This window comes from Noviherbaspirillum sp. L7-7A (genome assembly GCF_019052805.1).
In the GTDB taxonomy this organism is placed as follows: Bacteria; Pseudomonadota; Gammaproteobacteria; order Burkholderiales; family Burkholderiaceae_D; genus Noviherbaspirillum_A.
Window position 1 is genome coordinate 355,271 of the sequence record NZ_JAHQRJ010000002.1, and the last position, 16,673, is coordinate 371,943.

Genomic DNA, 16,673 nt, shown 5'->3' on the forward strand with positions numbered 1-16,673 from the left:
GGAATGCACTAGACGCAGTGATAACCGGGCACGAATAAGAGTTACGGGCTAACGCGTTGATAGGCGGGGTCGGGCGCGAGGGCGCCGATCACCAAGAACGGAATGACAGGAGGGATGAGAGGAGAACAGCCCGATACGCAATCGTTTGCGCTTCAACAACTTTCGAGGAGGAAAATTGTTTAACATGTAACAATAATGACATTTTAATACGAAAGCGATCATGGACCAGAACGAATCGATTATGGCGCAGGCGGAATACAACCCGGACAGGTTACTCGACGCGCTTATCAAGAGGCTCGAACTGAAAAATGATGCTGCCTTGTCCAGGGCTCTCGAAGTTGCTCCGCCCGTCATCAGCAAGGTACGGCACCGTCGCTTGCCAGTCGGTGCGTCCTTGCTCATCCGCATGCATGAAGTCGCGGACTTGTCCGTCAAGCAGCTGCGCGAGTTATTGGGTGACCGCAGGCAGAAATTCCGGATCAGCGACGTGCAAGGAAGGCCAAAGAATTAAAACCTCGCCGGCCTTGCTGAACCCAAACGATTGTTAGGCTTCTTTGGGCTTGCCTTGGACCAGGCTGATCCGGTACTTCTGACGCCGGTCGCCCATCAGGTTGCGTAATTCACGGATCGACAAGCCTGATACCTCATGCATGCGGATGAGCAGGGCCGAGCCGACCGGCAAGCGTCAATGCCGAATCTTGCGCAACAGACGCGGCGCAACTTCCAGCAAACGGGCCAGCGCTGCGTCATTTTTCAGTTCGAGCCTTTCAAGAAGCGCGTCAAGCAGATTGTCGAGGTTATAGGTGTTGGGCGTAGTGGTAAGTGGTGCTTCCACTGAGACGGTGAGGTGCTGATGAAAAAAGCAAATAATATCTTATAGGAAATTAATGATACAGAATATTCATCATCTTTGCCTTTCTAGGCGTTCAGGTGAGGAAAGGTAACAGGCGACGCGCACCCGGCAATTCTCCCTTCTTTTATTCCAGTAGCTTTATCCCGCCATATGCCAGCACGGCCACCGCCTCCAGAATTTCGCGCGGATTACCAAGCCTGCTGCCATAGAAATTCAGGCATACGCCACCGGTACGCCGGACGATCTCTTTAAAGACAGATGGCCTTCTGGTCTCCGGTCGAGGCATCGTCAAAGAGGATAGCACGCACGCCCGGCAGCCGAAGCGCGTCGGCCTGCCCGAAGGCAGCTGCTGACGCTTCCTAGAAACAGTCTCCGATACCCCGCCCGTACTTCACCGTCACGAAGCTGAGAGGATAGTCGCAGTTATCCAATACCGAGACGGTTTCGTTATTGATGTGATCCGAAAAAACCAGGTTTAACAAGAGGCGAAGCGCTTTAACAGCGCCCGGTAACACCGCAAAGTCATTGCCGTGAAAATACTATCCCGAAACAGTCCTAACTACCCCTTTGCAATACCGGGTGCGTGGGTGCCGAGCCGCGCCGCCTGAACTAGCGATTCCTTCGCGGATTGTTTAAAAAAACCAGTCTATTGAAGACGGCTCTATCGGACGGCGCGACCGGTCGAACAGCTTAGCAGTCGAACAGCTTCGGACTGAGGCTAAGGCCATGTTTTGTGTTCGAATGCTTAGATTCAATAGTCTCCTATACTTTTCAACTTTTGCGATAATTGAAATGTTAGTTCGGTCATAACATAAATGAATTAGGGTCCGTTATACGGCGGAAGCGCACGAAATAGTAGTCGGCCCTGAAGAATTCCGAAGGTCAAAAAATGGGGCTGAACTGGCAAGCACCTTCGATTGAAGCAAAGCCTTGATTGAAATAGGTGCTGCTTATCATTGACGACGTTATGCTGAGGGTAAGAATGCTGCCAGTTCGTACAACGCATCGGTTTGTAGCTAGCAGAACCATGGGGTGATTTAGTGTATTTGAAGTGCTTGAATAATCTCAAAAAAACTTTTTAACCGCGCAAGTTGCAAAATATTTCCCATTGAAAATATTTTATGTATGAAAAGCGTCCAATCAAATAAAGAAAACATGTTATGAGCGTCCTGCAAGAGTTCAAAGCCTTTGCTATCAAAGGCAATGTTGTCGATTTGGCAGTTGCCGTTATTATCGGTGCAGCGTTTGGCAAAATCGTCGAGTCTTTAGTGCAAGACGTTATGATGCCGATTGTAGGGAAGATTTTTGGTGGTGTAGATTTTTCCAATTACTATCTACCATTGAATGGCCAAAGCATGCAGTTACCGTTGGCAGATGCAAAAAAGGCCGGCGCCGTATTGGCTTATGGTAATTTTTTGACGGTTTTGATTAATTTTATTATTCTGGCATTCATCATTTTTTTAATGGTACGTATGATTAACAAGGCTAGATCGCTTTCGCTACGTAAGGATAGGGAGATGCCGGCTGTAAAACCATCCATACCAGAGGAGGTACTGCTACTCCGTGAGATACGTGACTCACTGAAACAACCAAGCAATTCACGATAAAAGTTTTGCGTGAACAATCAACTGGAGACAATATGATTCGCTCTTTCCTTTCAGTGTGTGCGGCTACTGCATTGTTTTCTTTAATCAATGAGGCGACTGCGCAATCTACCGGGCATGCCAACACGGCTCATAGCAGCAGTACACACGTCTCTTCCGGAAAAGTCGCGTGGTATGGCAGCAAATTTAACGGTCGAATAACCGCTAGTGGAGAACGCTTTAGCGCTCGCGCACTAACCATGGCGCACAAAACCCTGCCTTTCGGAACGAAAGTCCGAGTGACAAATTTAAAGAATAAGAAAAGCGTTGTTGTCCGCGTCAATGATCGGGGTCCAAGCTCGCCTGAATTAGTCGGTGATGTTACCTACGCTGCGGCACAGCGTTTAGGAATGTTCCGTTCTGGAGTCGTAGAAGCCAAACTCGATGTTGTAGAGACACCTTCAAAGCGGCAAAACAAACAATCCTAACGAGAATTCGTCAAACCGGTCATGAAGACGAGCGGTGTCACTCACAGCCGAAAAAGTCATGCCTTTGGCACGCTTTCTTGAAACAAGGGGGCGCTTTAACTGACCAGACTGCAATAAATCGGCATATTTACTTAATGACGATGCCAAGCCTTCGAAACAAAGCGCGACGATTTTGGGGTGAACAAACGACGCAATATGTTGGTCATTTTATGACCCGTCGTGAAAATTGAGAAAAATTGGGTTAACCTCTGGAATAGAACAGACGTTGTTCTAGGTTTACCATGCTGGATGACTATTGTCCAGGTAAGAACATGTGTTTTAAAATTTCCGAAGTGTCCAGTGCAGTGGACGATGCTCTTCATTGACATGGAGAAAATGTCCGCTATCAGTCTGAACATCTTGGTTTTCAAAAGCAGACAATCGCAGGGGCCTGGCGAACGGAAAAATCGACCCTTATCAGAAGTTCGAGCCTGCGCTCCTAACGACAGGAAAGAACTGCATAGCGGACGCTTCAAAAGATGAATCTAGCGAACAGACCGTGTATGTAAAGGCAGGTTGTACTAGTAACAGGTGCGTCGCTTCCAGCATCAAGGGCAAGTCCTGAGTATCAGCTGCGCCCTACGTCCTCTGCACTTCATCGAGACAGCGCAAGGCATTTAGTCCGAGGTAGCTACCAATAAAGTGGAAATGAAATCGCAAAGATTTATGGGCGGTTCCGCAACTCTTTAACCTATGAATAAGCGAATTTCGGCTATGGGTCGAAAACGACATTCTTGATCTGCAACGTTCTGTCATATCAAGTTGGAACCAATACATATCATCCGTAGCAATGGACACTCTCCGAGATGGATAGTGCCCATTCTGTTTCATTCTGGCTGATCTTGCTTCTCTATTTCGTGATCCATTTGTTTATCAGACTGATTCTGGCCGCTAGTATTACCTTCAACCGCACCCGTGTCACTTGTGCCAATATTTGGTTGTGGCGCAGTGTTCTCTACGTTCTCAACTGCGTCAACAAGATGCTGATCAAGTGGTCGATCTTTTGGGCTTACTTTGTGATCCATGCGTATCTCCTATGTACTGAACTTTTCCCGATCTGCATTCATTTCCTAGAGGGGGATGCCTCTCAATGAGGCCGAAGCAATGACCTTGCATGTTAATTAGCCAATAATTTTATTGCTATTAGGATAATATTGGGGTGCCTCAGTTATGCTTGGCTACCCAATGGAAACTACGTCCGCGTCTGCACCACATTCATACAATACTGACAATCTACTAAACGCACTGATCGAAAAACTAGGGCTGAAGAATGACGCTGCTCTGGCGCGATTGCTCGAAGTTGTCCCTCCCATCCTAAGCAAAATTAGTCATCGGCACCTGCCGGTGAGCGCTGCGCTGCTTATCCGCATGCACGAGGTATCAAACCTGCCGATCCGCGAGCTGCGCGACCTGATGCGCGACAGGCGCCAGAAATACCGCATCAGCCTTGTCCCGGGTAAGCCTAGAGAAGGCTGATGGGTAAAAGCCTAATCCCCGGCCAAGGCGCCCTGCTTGGGTTTTCCTTGCACGGCACTGATTCTGTACTTACCGCGACGATCACCCAGCATTTCCCTCAATTCTGCCACTGAAAGATCTGTCACTTCGTGCATGCGAATTAGCATGGACGCGCCTACGGGGAGACGGCGGTGGCGGATTTTGCTGATGACTGGTGGCGCAACTTCGAGCGCGCGGGAAAGTGCTGCATCGTTTTTTAGTTTGAGCCGTTCAAGTATCATATCAAGCAGATGGTTGGGGTCGTAGCTCGTCTGGGACGTCTGTGGGTGCTGCCGGTCCATGGCTACCTCCTATTTGTGACTTTGTTGAAATCCGAAAATAGACAATAGTCGCTGAAAAAGGTTTCCATCATGCCAATATTTCTTTTAGAACCGATTTTTCGCATAAGCTGCTTACCTCTTGCCGTCGTCTGGTAGAGAAATCTGATGCGCTTGATAAGCGCCCGCAGGCTGGCCAACCGCTACTCGGTGGCGCGAATCGTCGGCAATGACTTCCAGCCACAGTCCCAAGATCGCTTTGACGCAATGCTGGCACAAAGTCGAGCGCACAACGTTCTCGTCGCCGAAGACACGTCCATAGCCTGCCCGAAAATTGATTTCAGGGCGCTCCTGATATTCCAATTTCTCAGCGCCTTGTGCCGCTGAAACAGACGAAGGGGCGTTGCGCGGCCGTTGAGATCATGAAGAAGTCGCGTGAGATCGGTATGCAAACCTTCGATCAGGCACTCTTCGACTTGTACGAAACTGATCGCATTTCCTACGAGGACGGGCTGCGAAATGCCGATTCGCTCAATAACCTCCGGCTGTCCATCAAACTCAACAGCAAGAACGCGAAGGATCGTGACCTGGCGGCTGGCACTGCTCATCTCGGCATCGTATGAGCAGCAGGACGCGATGCACCGGTTTATCCAGGCGCCGGCACCTGGATAAACCGGCAGCGTTCGGAACTGACGCCGGGCCGCTGGCTGCGCTGCATTACGCTTCTGCATCAGTTTGGGCTTGTCAGGCGGAACAGGAAACGCCTGCCGCAGGGCCAAGGGGCGACGGGCCATGCGCAACTCATGCCTTGCGGGTAATCACCACCTCGAGGTATTCACTTGGGAGCACCAGCGTATCGTCCCCGGAGCGGTTGCCCTCCTTCATTAGCGTGAACACTTCCTGAATAAAGGTTGATCGCTTCTCATCATCCAGGGCGGCCAGGGTCTTGTTGAGCGGGCCATAGTAAGTGCGAAATACGTCGAGCCAATGCTGGGGCGAACGGTAACGAAGCATATACGAGCGACTAGTTGCCTGTATTTCCTGGGCGGACGCGCCGAACAGTTCTTCCAGCCCGGCCCTAGTGCCCCACAGCGCTGGCGATCTGACGCCCGGCGCGGGCGGGATGTAGCGGCCTATCAACTTGAACAGCTGACCGATGAAACTCTCTGGCGTCCAGTTGGCAAGACCTATCTTGCCGCCCGGCCTGCAGACCCGCGCCAGCTCGGCTGCGGCCCGCTGCTGGTCCGGGGTAAACATCACCCCGAATGTAGACAGCACGACATCGAAGGAGGCATCGGGGAATGGCAGGTTTTCGGCGTCGGCCACCTGGAACTGAATGTCGTGACCTTCAGCTTGCGCTCGCGCCCGCCCCGACTCAAGCAGCGAGGCCACATAGTCGGTGGAAGTGACGTCGCACCAGCGGCGCGCCGCAGCCAGCGTTGCATTACCGTTGCCGGCTGCGACATCGAGCACACGCGAACCGGCGCGCAGGTCCAGCGCTTCGCACAAGGATTCTCCGACAAGTTGCAACGTTGTGCCGACGACCGCATAGTTTCCGGTGGACCAGGCGGCCTGCTGACGCGTCTTGACTGCGGACAGATCGATGTTAGCCTGGGGAACGGGGGTTACTGTAGACATGGTGGTACTCCTTAGAGATGGAGGTTGGTGTCAGGGCCTGCGACAAGCGGATCAGGCGCGTTGACGGAATGCCGGAACACCGGCTTGGATGGCGGCGGGCTTATTCCGCCATGGTGATGCCGGACCTGCCCATTTCAGCGGGCAGGTCCTTCATTTTCGACAAGCCGTCTTTCACCGGCAGTTTGGTCTCCGTGTAATGCACATGGATACCCGCGAAATAGGGAAACGCTGGAATTCTGGCTGTATAGACGTCTGTGAGCCCCATGCCAGGATGCCCCGTAAACAAATGGCCGCCGCAGGTTTTGCACCACTTCCCATAGCTTCTGGGCGTCGCCATATGTTTTCTCCAAGCTTCGGACGGCGCCTGAAAACTGGTGTCCGCTATCGGCGGCAATATAGAAAGTGAGCGCTATAATTGCCAACGCCACGACTCGCGCGAAAGCGGCGATGCCTGCGCTAATCAAGGGCAGGCGCACGGTAGTGGCGCCAAGCTCAAGCGCTAGGGCAAGCGCAAAGGCTAAGGTTGGAGAGGGCCGGCCCGCCGCTGCCACGCTTGCCGTTGCAATCATCGGGACAAGACGCTTTGCAAAGGTCTTGAATGCCATGCGCATCTTCAAGGGCAGGCGGCGGGCAGCGATGGCTACCGTCAATCTTGCGTACACGTTCGACCGATTCATTTCGCGCTGACAGGTGGTTTGCATAATGATTTCCCGGTATTGCTCCCTTCCTTGCCAAAAGAGGAGCACAATTGCAGTATCGTTGTCCGCCTCTCTTTATTGAATGATCGGGCGTCCGGCTTTCTTGTCCGGGACGCCGGAATGAAATCAGTCCCATGGATGCGCTATCGCAAGTCTTGCAAGTGGTCGAGCTCAGCGGCGCGGTCTTCCTGACCGCAGAGTTCACGGCGCCATGGTGCGTACTCAGCAAGGCGAGCGATGAAATCTGCGCCGCTTACCTGCCACGCTCGGACCGGGTTGTCGCGTATCACCTGATCGCCGAAGGGCACTGCGTGACATGCCTGTCTGGTGAAAAAGGATCGGCGGTTGAGCTTAATGCGGGCGATGTGCTGGTGGTGCCGCAAGGCGATGCGCATTTGCTGGGCAGCACACTGGACCTGGAGCCGGCGCCATCCGAGCAACTCCTTGCACAGCATGTCGAAATGCATCCAGGCCGGGTATTGCGCTTCAATTATGGTGGCGGCGGCACGACGACCCGCATGATCTGCGGCTTCCTGACCTGCGATGGTGTGCTGGGCAATCCCCTTTTACTGTCCCTGCCAAAGCTGTTCAAGGTCAACATCGGCAGCGGTGTCGAATCGGCATGGCTGGCGCCGGCGCTGGATTTCGCAACGGCTGAAGCCGCCGAGCCGCGGGCCGGCAGCGCAACCATGCTGTCCAAGCTTTCGGAACTATTGTTTGTACACGCAGTGCGGCGTTGCATCGATTCCATGCCCGACAGCGAGAAGGGCTGGCTGGCCGCGCTCCGTGACCGCTATGTCGGGCCTGCGATGTTGCGCCTGCACGCGCAGCCGGCGCATGCCTGGACTGTCGATGAACTGGCTGGCAACGTTGGATTGTCCCGCTCGGCGTTTGCGCAGCGTTTCAGCGATCTGCTTGGCCAGCCGCCCATGCAATATCTGGCACGCTGGCGCCTGCGCGCCGCCGCGCATGCGCTGCGCAATGGGAGCCGGTCCCTGGCTGAAGTGGCAGGCACGGTGGGATATGACTCAGAAGCAGCTTTCAGCCGGGCATTCAAGCGCGAATTCGGTCTGCCGCCAGCGAGCTGGCGCAACAGCCATCGGCAACCCGGTTAGACGCTTATCGGCGTGATCACGGCAACGCGCTGAAACAGAACGGCTGGCCGCAGCGAAGCCAGACAGGCGCAATGACTTCCTGCATCAGCCATTATTTTCAGCGCTGAAGATGCACTCGGGATGTAATACCGTTCCTATCTGGCTTGCTTCAAATGGGGGCCGCCTTGTGCCAACGATGGCCGGTGCCAAGCGTTAACCCTCAAATACAGTTGCAGCATAGAATTACACCCAGGAAGGTATTTTCATTGTTGAATTCATAGCAGTTAACCAACGGCGCAGTGTATGCGACCGCCGATGGTAAAGTGCAGTAGGCCACTGGCGCTTTTCTATTAATCTTGGAAAACTTTAACGCTTATGAACAATTTTTTGCGCATTCAATGCGGCTGACCATGTTTGATCCCAGCGCAGCCCCGGCTGGCCTTGCCCTCGGGCACGCGATGTCGGCATGCGAAGCGAACCGGCCAATTACGGTTGCTGCATCTAAGTTGGCGTCGACCTCATTGGTGCGGCCTTGCTGCTGATGGAAATCGGCACCGACATGGCGGCCATCGGCAGCCATGACCGGCTGGCCTCGTGGGCGGGCGTATGTCCGAGCAATAATGAGTCGGCAGGCAAACGCAAGTCTGGCCGGGCGCGCAAGGGCAATCCCTACGTACGCCGGCTGCTGTGCGAATTTGCCCACTCGGCCAGGCGAACAACCTGCGCTTTCAAAGCCAGGTTCGAGTCCTCGTACCTGCGGCGAGGGCATAAACGCGCCATCATCGCCCTTGCACACAAGCTATTGCGTACCGTGTTCTTCATGCCCCAGCGTGGCCAATACTACTGGGACAGCGCCACCGACTACGAAGCACTGACGGTCAAACGCAACGCACCTCGCTGGATCAAGGCCCTCACCAAGTTCGGCTTCATCGCCAAGCCGGCTTGAGGGTATGCCCACAGCAATTCTTAATGACCTGCACAGGTCAGGACGGCGTGCGTCCGTCGCCTACAGTTCTTTCACGTGACGTTAAGCGGAAGTAGCCGGATGCGAAAAGCGGTTATTCAATTCAAGTGCTTCACGCGATCAGCCACGATCGTCCGTAGCTACGCTGCTAGACATGCCTGCAGCACAAGGACGCGCTATTGTCATCGGAATGCAAAATGCCGGCGCCTGCTTAAGTGCATATAGGTCACACCCCAGAATAGGCCATCCAACCGTTTGGATGGCTAGGCTTTTGTGCTGCATGCGGATTCTAATGATGATAGCGATACTCCTGGGTATATCCGCCGAAGCCATAGGAAGCAGCCCGCACGTCCTGAACGTAGATGTAGCTCTCCTCGTGCAGGCTTCCAAGGATTCTGGCGAAACCGTCAAAAGCTTCTCTAATATAGAGTGCCTTTTCGTCCTTCGTGTTGGTCTCGTCCGTAATCTTTATATCGAAGTAAAAACTGTGCTTTTGCTGCTCGCTAAGCGATGTGCCGCCGACTATCCAGTTATCCGGGTCGATGTAATCTATTGCGATAGCGGTTACCTCCCTCTTCTTTTTCAAGATACGCGTGGTCAGATCAAGCAGAAGCTCAGATATTTGCCTTGTCAGTTCAGGGGATTTTGCTCCACTTACTTTTACATTAAGGATGGGCATTTCATACTCCTTTTAGTTAGCTATGCAACTACATTGACAAAAAAATTTATTCTAGCGAGGAGCGAATGTTTCTCATTTTTGAGACAATCTCGTCAAATTGGGTGTCGCCCAGATCTTTTTTCAAACGTTTTGTGATTGCTGCGCTTTCTGCATTGAGACGATCTTTCATCTTTTGGGCCAATGCCGTTGGATGAATTCCATACTCCCTGCCGTCCGATTCAGTTGTGCGGCGCTCCACCAGTCCCAATTTTTGCAACCCGTCCAATGTTCGCGTAGCAGTTGGCCGAGAAATAGTCAGTTCCTTCGCCAGTTCATTTTGTAGTAATGAAGGCTTTTCGAGCACCACTCGCAGCATAAACGCTTGTGACGGCGTAAGGCCGAGCGGTTTGAACGCTTTAGTCCATTCTCGCTCGACTAAGCGAGCCAGAGCAGTAGTGTTGAAATAAAGGCAGTGATCAAACATGCATGTACATTATCAAAGATTGGTTAGCTATGCAACTATATTTCACATTTACCTTAGACATATCCTCTCTTTGGAATGAAAGGCTGCTTTGTAGACTACACGCTCACCGGCTGCTTCTGGGCGACGTACGTCCTTGATTGCAGCGTGGAAAGGTCCGCTATCAGCCTATTGTGAATTTTGAGGGGTTTTCGCCGTGACGTATCGACGAAAACCCCCTACTTATACAAACTTTAGGCTTATGGTATTCAAACTTCTGTGCTTTCAGTCCAAGTTGGTATGGTCCAGCAGCAGTTGCACGGCATGCATGTTCTTAATTTGGCGGTAGATCAACGTCACTTTTGTCCAACCCATGGTGTGGGTTTCATAGGCTGCACAATTGAGTCCGTTGGATTTGACCCACGAAGCAACGATCCGAGCATATTGTCGAGTCGTGATGCGCCTACAATCAATGACGCGGAATTCGGTTCGCTGGAACGGACAGCTGCGCAAGCACCGCTACCTCTTTCGGGCTTCGTCCCCTAGAGCTTCATGGCCTAAGGCGTATACTGTTGGAGCGTCGGGTTTCGTCCGGCGGCTACACAGAAGACCGCAATGATCAAGAAAATCCATCCCAAAGATATCAACCAGAATGCGCAGGCGTTGCTGGCCGCTCTCAAAAAAGCAGGCGTTGACCTGAGCGACGAGCCTGGCACGCCTGGCAGGCTATGGCGCGCGCTGGCCGCCGGCAGCCGTGAGGGGCTTACCGCAGAGTTTTTGTCGGAAATTCAAGCACGCGACGAAATGGTCGCCGAAATAGAAGCAGCACGAGCCAGATTCGATGCAACAGGCAACCAAAATCCAGCGGATCTAGGTTTTTTACTCCTCGGCCTCTTTTGCACGTCTACCAGCGATTCGTTCGAAATAGCAGGTGATATTCTGGCTTTACTGCGCGCGAAGAAAGCCGGTCGCGCTTCTCCTAATGAGTATGACGAACGCGCAACACGCATCATCAACCCCACCCTGCCCGCCGACCGTGAGGCAGGCTAGCAATAATCTCCAGGTCTGTCTCAGGTCTCTCTAAAACAGCTCCCAAAACGCCCGCTGAAGGCAACCTAGCGTTCGTCTAGTCCGTTCTCGCAAAAGCTTCCCATAGTTTTGGCCACCGGTTTTAGTGTGTGTTGGCCAATGCAGTTCAGTGTAGTGAGAGGTGGCCCCTTTGGTTTGGGCAGAAATCGCTCGGTCTTAAGTGGGGCCTGATTCACTTGAGCTTTGTGAACCATTTCCAGCGTTAGTTTTCCCCATTCTGATGCAGCACAGTGCGAGCTGCTTCAGCAACTTATATACACACATAATTATTTCTGCAGTCTGCTGTATCCTAGAATCATAACAAAATGAGGGAAGATGGGGCTCCCTTTTGTTTCTTTATACTCATTAAAATGCTTGATGCAACTTCGAACCTAACGACAGCTAGGACTTGAAAAATGTAAATTGAAGCTATTAGGGAAATCATTGAGATGCCTAATATTAATCTGGATCTTCTGAATGGATATGTTGATTAGTTAGCAAGTGTAAAGAAACGTATTGCTACCGCTCAGCAAAGAGCGTCGCTTACCGTCAACCAAGAACTCGTATTGCTTTATTGGCAAATTGGTCAGCAAATTTTGGACCGCCAGCAGCACCAAAGGTGGGGGCAAAAGTAATTGACCAACTCTCCCGTGATTTAGTCTCATCCTTTCCTGCGATGAAAGGTTTTTCCCCACGTAATCTGAAGTATATCCGCGCTTTTGCACAAGCTTGGCCAGACGAGGCAATTGTGCAAGCGGTGCTTGCACAACTGCCTTGGTATCACCAGATCGCTCTACTCGATAAGCTTGACAGTGTCATGGAGCGGCGTTGGTATGCCCGAAAAGCGATTGAACATAGCTGGTCTCGTAACGTCTTGGTGATGCAAATAGAAACGCGCCTACTGCAGCGCCAAGGAGCAGCTTCTACCAACTTTGCGACACGGTTGCCGCCCTTACAATCTGACTTGGCCCATGCAACCCTGAAAGATCCATACATCTTCGATTTTCTAGGTTTATCTGAGGATGCCCAGGAACGGGACAACATATCCTCCTGAGTGTGAGGTACCGCACGGAGGTGCAAACCCTAGTCATTCAGAATTGGGACATCAGTTTTGTGGATGTAGCCCGAGGGTACGGCCGGCACTGTGCGCCGGAGGCAAGGCCGGGTCTTCTTGAGCTCAAGACAGGGCAGTCAAGGAGCGAGAGGGCGAAATCCTAATGTCTGCCTATACAATCTTACGGCGCCTCGTGGCGAGGCTCCCTGTGCTATCCCATCCAAGACGAGTCCTGAGTGGCCTACGAGCGTAGATCTCCACAAAAATCGCCAGTCGCCTCATGTGCAGGCAAAGCTCGAGGGAGCTAGCCGTGCTAACGCCTGCGTCCCGGGACGCCTTGTTGAACGCCATACACCGACCGACGTCATCGGTTGCAGAAGTCGGTGTCAGCTTAGCATTGGGTCTGCGCGACGGCATGCGGCCCCGACTGGCATTGATGTCAATCATGGCAGGTTTGGTAGCCTTTGCAGTCTGGCTAAGCGTATTCATTGTCTGGCGCAGCGACCTATGGACATGGTCCGACATCGCAGCGAAGTGGGCAATGAATGGGCTGCTTTCGCTGGTCTGGCCTGACGGTGGGGGCGCTGGAAGAGACGTCGCGACGTCAGTACCGACCGCCGTTTCCGTGCCAGAGAGAGCACTCCATCGGATCACCATGCCAATGGTAAACGCAGTGAAAGTCTTGCTGATCACCGCAAGTCTTGTATTGCTGATCATGCTCAGCATGCGCGTCTATTTAGAGGTTTTTCTCATGAGCCGCGTGCAGGAGCAGTGCCTGAAACATTATTCCTTTCCGTCTTTGGGCGTTAAAGCGAGTGTTAGCCTCAACGCCCTTTCTTCGTTAAAGATGTTGATCATTCTAGCTGGGGGCTTACTGCTGCTGGTTATTCCTGTGCTGGGCGGAGTTTTATTCTCCTTATTGGCCAGTTATCTGAATGTGCGTAGCTTGGTGAATGACGCTTTGGAAGATCTTGCTACGGTTAAAGAACGCCGCACGATCGTGCAGGCGATGCGTCTTCCGATGCTGCTACTTGGCATAGCGGTGACAGGTCTGCTGCTGATTCCACTAGCAGGATTGTTTGTTCCAGCCATCTTAGGCGCAAGTGTTTGCCATCTGTGCATGAGGGCGTTGGTGAAAATGCGCTCGACTGTTCCGAACGCTTAAATCATCTCTCCCGGCTTGGCTAGACGAAGCCATGCAGTAGCGCCTACCTATGTATAAACGATCCCGAATGAATTCCATTAAAATATTTAAGTATCATTTATCCATAGATGCTTCTAGTATGGCTCTACACCAAACGCAAACACGTTAGCGGACCCTTCTACACCACATCTCTTAGGAGTCTCCCATGTCAAATCTTCAAGCGATCCACCACGCTGCAGACACCGCCGCCGATGTTCACCGCGATGCATATAACGCTGCCTTCTATGAGCTCGGTTTGAAATGGCATTGGGATGAGGCGGTTTACGAGAACGTGCTGGCGGAAAGCCAAGAAAGGGAGCGCATCCTCGCGTACATGACTATGCACCAGACGCATTTGTTGAAAGCGTACGATCCTGACTTCCTGATTGCTGCAATCCAGACCACAAAAGCACGCTGCTACGATACGCTGGTGCAAACCGGCACCAGGCGAACGACCAATTGGGCCGAATTCCACCAGGCGCAGATCGGCTCCTAAGCCCAGACGCCAAAAGGTCACAGGCTTTGCCGACATGGGCCGTTTGGCACTGAAACCTCATCAGTAAGAGCCAGGTGCCGAACGCGGAAGGTGTGCTTGTCGCCGGCTCTATGCACTACCAGCCATTAGACAGGCAAGGCCAGTGATGGGAGTGGTGGTGGAGCTCGGCCGCCTTACCGACATCCCGACGCCGCATAGAGACGCCGTCTACGCATTGGTCGATCTGCAAAAAGCGGCATACGCAGCGATAAGGTTCGCCTAGCTGGAAGGCAGTAGGCTGGGCGCCGATTGTCGTTGCCCGGTCAAATGCATTTGCAGCGCTTGCTGAGATTGCGCTCAGCGGACTTTTCCCTTTTTCTTTCATGAAAACATCTGGTCGCAATCCTAGGCAAAATCACCTCTATGCGATTACGCGTGCGAAGTTGGCGTTCGATAACCTGATGACCGCGCAAACCAAGGAAGAACGACGCAAGGCCCGCCTTTGGATGTTGGCCTGGACCAAGACAGCCAACGTTCACTTGCTGGGCAACGACTTGGTACGCACCCGATAGCCGGTAAAGGGTGCCGTTGTTGCGTCGTCATCCGATCCTGTCCACCACCAAAAACAGGCGCCTCACCATGGGACGTTTGGAAAGACAAATGCCGGACCGTTGCGCATTCGTCAGCCAGCAAAAACAAAAAAGTTGTAAGTCTTCCGCGATGCAACGAGGCGCATGACTATCAGCGGCCTCGCCGCGACACCGGCTTGCCGGTCAGCTTCCCCGCTTCGGAACGTTCATATCAACCGTCGACCTGCCGGTCGTGCCCGAGGTTTGGTCGAGATCCAAGCCGCTTCGCTGCGATCCTGAGGTCTGATCCACGTCGACCACCGTGCTGCGTACCGTGTCGGAAATTTGCTCCGTGCGGGACGTTGCCTCCTTGCCAACTACCACTTCCTCTCCTATATGCGCCGTTTTGCTGACGACTGCCTTCTATGCTGTCACACGAACCTCGATGGACTGCGCCGCACTCAAATCGGCTTCGGTTGCAGGGCGGTCCACGGGGCGCAGTTCAATCGTCGCGTGCTCTTCGCGAAGGGTAACGTTTTCAGATACTGGCGTCTCTACCAATCGCGACACTATGCGGACTGCACCCATATCGACTTGGCGCTTGCCAACTTCCAAGTCCTCTTGGATAACCGGAATTACCCGGGCACGCTCTTCAGCGACTTGACCTGCCGTAAAGGGTGGAGAGTTCTTCTGGTATCCTGTATAGCCAGTGTTGCGCCACGCGGCCATGTGCTCCTCGATATTGACAGCGCCCACGCTGGCCAGCGCAGAACGTGCCGCATCGACTTTGGTTTCATCCTCGACAGTGACGGTCACCACTGCACCGCCGCGACGCACGGCCTCGGTATAGTGGCCAGCATCGTCGCTGTTCGAACCGCCAAAGAGGTTGGAGAAGAAATTTTCCACGCCTGCCATGAACCCACCACTCGACCCGGTTTGGGGAGTGCTTAGAGCCTCTAACAAAATGGGATTTTTACTGTCATACCAACTCGTCGATAATTATCGTGGCGAGGCAATATGGTACGCGAACTGGTTGATGATGAACTTTGGGAAATAGTGCAGCCACTGCTTCCAGCCAGGCGACGGCGCAAGACGCATCCCGGCCGCAAGCCCCTAGATGATAGGCGCGTGCTGACGGGCATCCTGTTTGTTTTGCAGTCGGGAATTCCGTGGGAGATGCTCCCGCAGGAAATGGGGTGTGGCTCTGGCATGACCTGTTGGCGCCGGGTGCGTGCCTGGCAAAAGGCCGGCGTATGGCGCAAGCTGCACCGTGTGCTGCTGGATAAACTGCGTGGCGCCGATAAGCTCAATTTCTCCCGTGTCGTTGCCGATAGTTCGTCCGTACGTGCTGTGCATGGCGGAAAAAAACTGGACCGAACCCAACCGATCGCCGTAAGGCGGGCAGCAAGCACCACCTCCTCGTCGACGCGGAGGGTATCCCGGTCAATGTCATTCTGACCAAGGCTAACCGGCATGACGTAACGCAGTTGTTGCCTTTGGTCGATGGCGTCCACCCGATCCGAGGAAAGCGCGGGCGGCCACTGAAAAAGCCCAAATCCGTTCAGGCTGATCGTGCTTACGACAGTCGTGCACACCGACTGGCATTGGAGCAACGCGGCATCGGACACCAGATTGCCAAACGCCGAACTGCGCATGGCAGCAACTTGGGCAAGACCCGGTGGGTGGTGGAACGCACTATCGCCTGGTTGCATCAGTTCCGGCGACTGCGTGTACGCTACGAACGACTACCCTCGATCCATGAAGCATTCCTTCACTTGGGCTGTGCCCTTATTTGCTGGCGCATTTTGAAACACTCATTTTGTTAGACGCTCTTAGCTGCGCTGACGTATTGGTGATCGGCATGTCGCCTTCATGGACCACTGCCCCCAGAGACAAGTCTTCGCGCCACTCCCGCAAGCGTTTGTCGTCGCCGAGTAAACTCAGATTTATCAAAGAATCGCATCAGATTCATTCGTACTTAATGGTCAAAACACTAGCTTCCCTGTTCTGAAGGATTGTTGGCATAACTTTTAAAGCATGCTGGTGCTCGCAGGAACTTATTTGGGTAAACAACGAA

General features: G+C 53.0%; 16 protein-coding genes and 6 pseudogenes. 12 read left to right on the forward strand and 10 right to left on the reverse strand.

Features of this window, described 5'->3' with window-relative positions; translation table 11 throughout:
* The first annotated feature begins 220 nt into the window (after positions 1–220).
* Entirely contained in the window at positions 221–511 is a 291-nt protein-coding gene (locus KTQ42_RS19875) for a hypothetical protein (protein ID WP_217347339.1), read from the forward strand.
* Between the two features lie 33 nt (positions 512–544).
* Here KTQ42_RS19875 and KTQ42_RS24050 read toward each other — a convergent pair.
* Positions 545–835 (reverse strand): annotated as a pseudogene (locus KTQ42_RS24050) (hypothetical protein).
* A 1,178-nt stretch (positions 836–2,013) separates the two neighbouring features.
* Between KTQ42_RS24050 and mscL the strand changes: the two are divergent.
* Together mscL and KTQ42_RS19885 are read left to right on the forward strand one after the other, a co-directional pair.
* Positions 2,014–2,460, forward strand: coding sequence for a large conductance mechanosensitive channel protein MscL (mscL, locus tag KTQ42_RS19880; RefSeq protein ID WP_217347340.1), 447 nt, complete (start codon positions 2,014–2,016; stop codon positions 2,458–2,460).
* Between the two features lie 32 nt (positions 2,461–2,492).
* Complete coding sequence (locus tag KTQ42_RS19885; protein ID WP_217347341.1) at positions 2,493–2,924, forward strand: septal ring lytic transglycosylase RlpA family protein; 432 nt, start codon at positions 2,493–2,495, stop codon at positions 2,922–2,924.
* 866 nt (positions 2,925–3,790) lie between these two features.
* Here KTQ42_RS19885 and KTQ42_RS19890 read toward each other — a convergent pair.
* Entirely contained in the window at positions 3,791–3,988 is a 198-nt protein-coding gene (locus KTQ42_RS19890) for a hypothetical protein (protein WP_217347342.1), read from the reverse strand.
* 160 nt (positions 3,989–4,148) lie between these two features.
* Between KTQ42_RS19890 and KTQ42_RS19895 the strand changes: the two genes are divergently transcribed.
* Complete coding sequence (locus KTQ42_RS19895) at positions 4,149–4,439, forward strand: hypothetical protein (RefSeq protein WP_217347343.1); 291 nt, start codon at positions 4,149–4,151, stop codon at positions 4,437–4,439.
* An 11-nt stretch (positions 4,440–4,450) separates the two neighbouring features.
* On the opposite strand, the gene KTQ42_RS19900 is transcribed toward KTQ42_RS19895, so the two are convergent.
* Entirely contained in the window at positions 4,451–4,759 is a 309-nt protein-coding gene (locus KTQ42_RS19900) for a hypothetical protein (RefSeq protein WP_217347344.1), read from the reverse strand.
* 111 nt (positions 4,760–4,870) lie between these two features.
* Positions 4,871–5,098, reverse strand: coding sequence for a hypothetical protein (locus tag KTQ42_RS19905; RefSeq protein WP_217347345.1), 228 nt, complete (start codon positions 5,096–5,098; stop codon positions 4,871–4,873).
* Here KTQ42_RS19905 and KTQ42_RS19910 point away from each other — a divergent pair.
* Positions 5,098–5,358 (forward strand): annotated as a pseudogene (locus KTQ42_RS19910) (type IV pili twitching motility protein PilT); the annotation flags it as partial. The gene KTQ42_RS19905 and the pseudogene KTQ42_RS19910 sit on opposite strands and share 1 nt — an antisense overlap.
* 178 nt (positions 5,359–5,536) lie before the next feature.
* Here the strand turns inward: KTQ42_RS19910 and KTQ42_RS19915 are convergent.
* Positions 5,537–6,373, reverse strand: coding sequence for a class I SAM-dependent methyltransferase (locus KTQ42_RS19915; protein ID WP_217347346.1), 837 nt, complete (start codon positions 6,371–6,373; stop codon positions 5,537–5,539).
* A 100-nt stretch (positions 6,374–6,473) separates the two neighbouring features.
* Positions 6,474–6,710, reverse strand: a complete 237-nt coding sequence (locus KTQ42_RS19920; RefSeq protein ID WP_217347347.1) for a hypothetical protein — start codon at positions 6,708–6,710, stop codon at positions 6,474–6,476.
* A gap of 495 nt (positions 6,711–7,205) precedes the next feature.
* Here KTQ42_RS19920 and KTQ42_RS19925 point away from each other — a divergent pair, with 495 nt between their 5' ends.
* Positions 7,206–8,186, forward strand: a complete 981-nt coding sequence (locus KTQ42_RS19925) for an AraC family transcriptional regulator (RefSeq protein ID WP_217347348.1) — start codon at positions 7,206–7,208, stop codon at positions 8,184–8,186.
* Between the two features lie 487 nt (positions 8,187–8,673).
* A pseudogene (locus tag KTQ42_RS19930) lies at positions 8,674–9,111 on the forward strand (transposase); the annotation flags it as partial.
* 307 nt (positions 9,112–9,418) lie between these two features.
* Here the strand turns inward: KTQ42_RS19930 and KTQ42_RS19935 are convergent.
* The 3 genes and pseudogenes from KTQ42_RS19935 to KTQ42_RS24055 form a co-directional block, all read right to left on the reverse strand.
* Complete coding sequence (locus tag KTQ42_RS19935; protein ID WP_217347350.1) at positions 9,419–9,808, reverse strand: 4-oxalocrotonate tautomerase family protein; 390 nt, start codon at positions 9,806–9,808, stop codon at positions 9,419–9,421.
* A 46-nt stretch (positions 9,809–9,854) separates the two neighbouring features.
* Complete coding sequence (locus KTQ42_RS19940) at positions 9,855–10,271, reverse strand: MarR family transcriptional regulator (RefSeq protein WP_217347351.1); 417 nt, start codon at positions 10,269–10,271, stop codon at positions 9,855–9,857.
* A 261-nt stretch (positions 10,272–10,532) separates the two neighbouring features.
* Positions 10,533–10,706, reverse strand: a pseudogene (locus KTQ42_RS24055) (integrase); the annotation flags it as partial.
* Positions 10,707–10,862: 156 nt separating this feature from the next.
* Here KTQ42_RS24055 and KTQ42_RS19945 point away from each other — a divergent pair.
* The 4 genes and pseudogenes from KTQ42_RS19945 (at position 10,863) to KTQ42_RS19960 (ending at position 14,048) form a co-directional block, all read left to right on the forward strand.
* Positions 10,863–11,297, forward strand: a complete 435-nt coding sequence (locus KTQ42_RS19945) for a hypothetical protein (protein ID WP_217347352.1) — start codon at positions 10,863–10,865, stop codon at positions 11,295–11,297.
* A gap of 533 nt (positions 11,298–11,830) precedes the next feature.
* Positions 11,831–12,369: pseudogene (locus KTQ42_RS19950) on the forward strand (DUF1016 N-terminal domain-containing protein).
* A gap of 340 nt (positions 12,370–12,709) precedes the next feature.
* Complete coding sequence (locus KTQ42_RS19955; protein ID WP_217347353.1) at positions 12,710–13,534, forward strand: EI24 domain-containing protein; 825 nt, start codon at positions 12,710–12,712, stop codon at positions 13,532–13,534.
* A gap of 184 nt (positions 13,535–13,718) precedes the next feature.
* Positions 13,719–14,048, forward strand: a complete 330-nt coding sequence (locus KTQ42_RS19960; RefSeq protein WP_217347354.1) for a hypothetical protein — start codon at positions 13,719–13,721, stop codon at positions 14,046–14,048.
* Positions 14,049–14,800: 752 nt separating this feature from the next.
* Here the strand turns inward: KTQ42_RS19960 and KTQ42_RS24060 are convergent.
* Positions 14,801–15,511: pseudogene (locus KTQ42_RS24060) on the reverse strand (YsnF/AvaK domain-containing protein).
* A 102-nt stretch (positions 15,512–15,613) separates the two neighbouring features.
* Between KTQ42_RS24060 and KTQ42_RS19975 the strand changes: the two are divergent.
* Positions 15,614–16,422, forward strand: a protein-coding gene (locus KTQ42_RS19975) for an IS5 family transposase (RefSeq protein WP_217347357.1) whose coding sequence is annotated in 2 segments (ribosomal slippage) — positions 15,614–15,959 and positions 15,959–16,422 — 810 coding nt in all. Because the reading frame shifts where the segments join, the coding sequence is not laid out codon by codon here.
* The last annotated feature ends 251 nt before the right edge of the window (positions 16,423–16,673 follow it).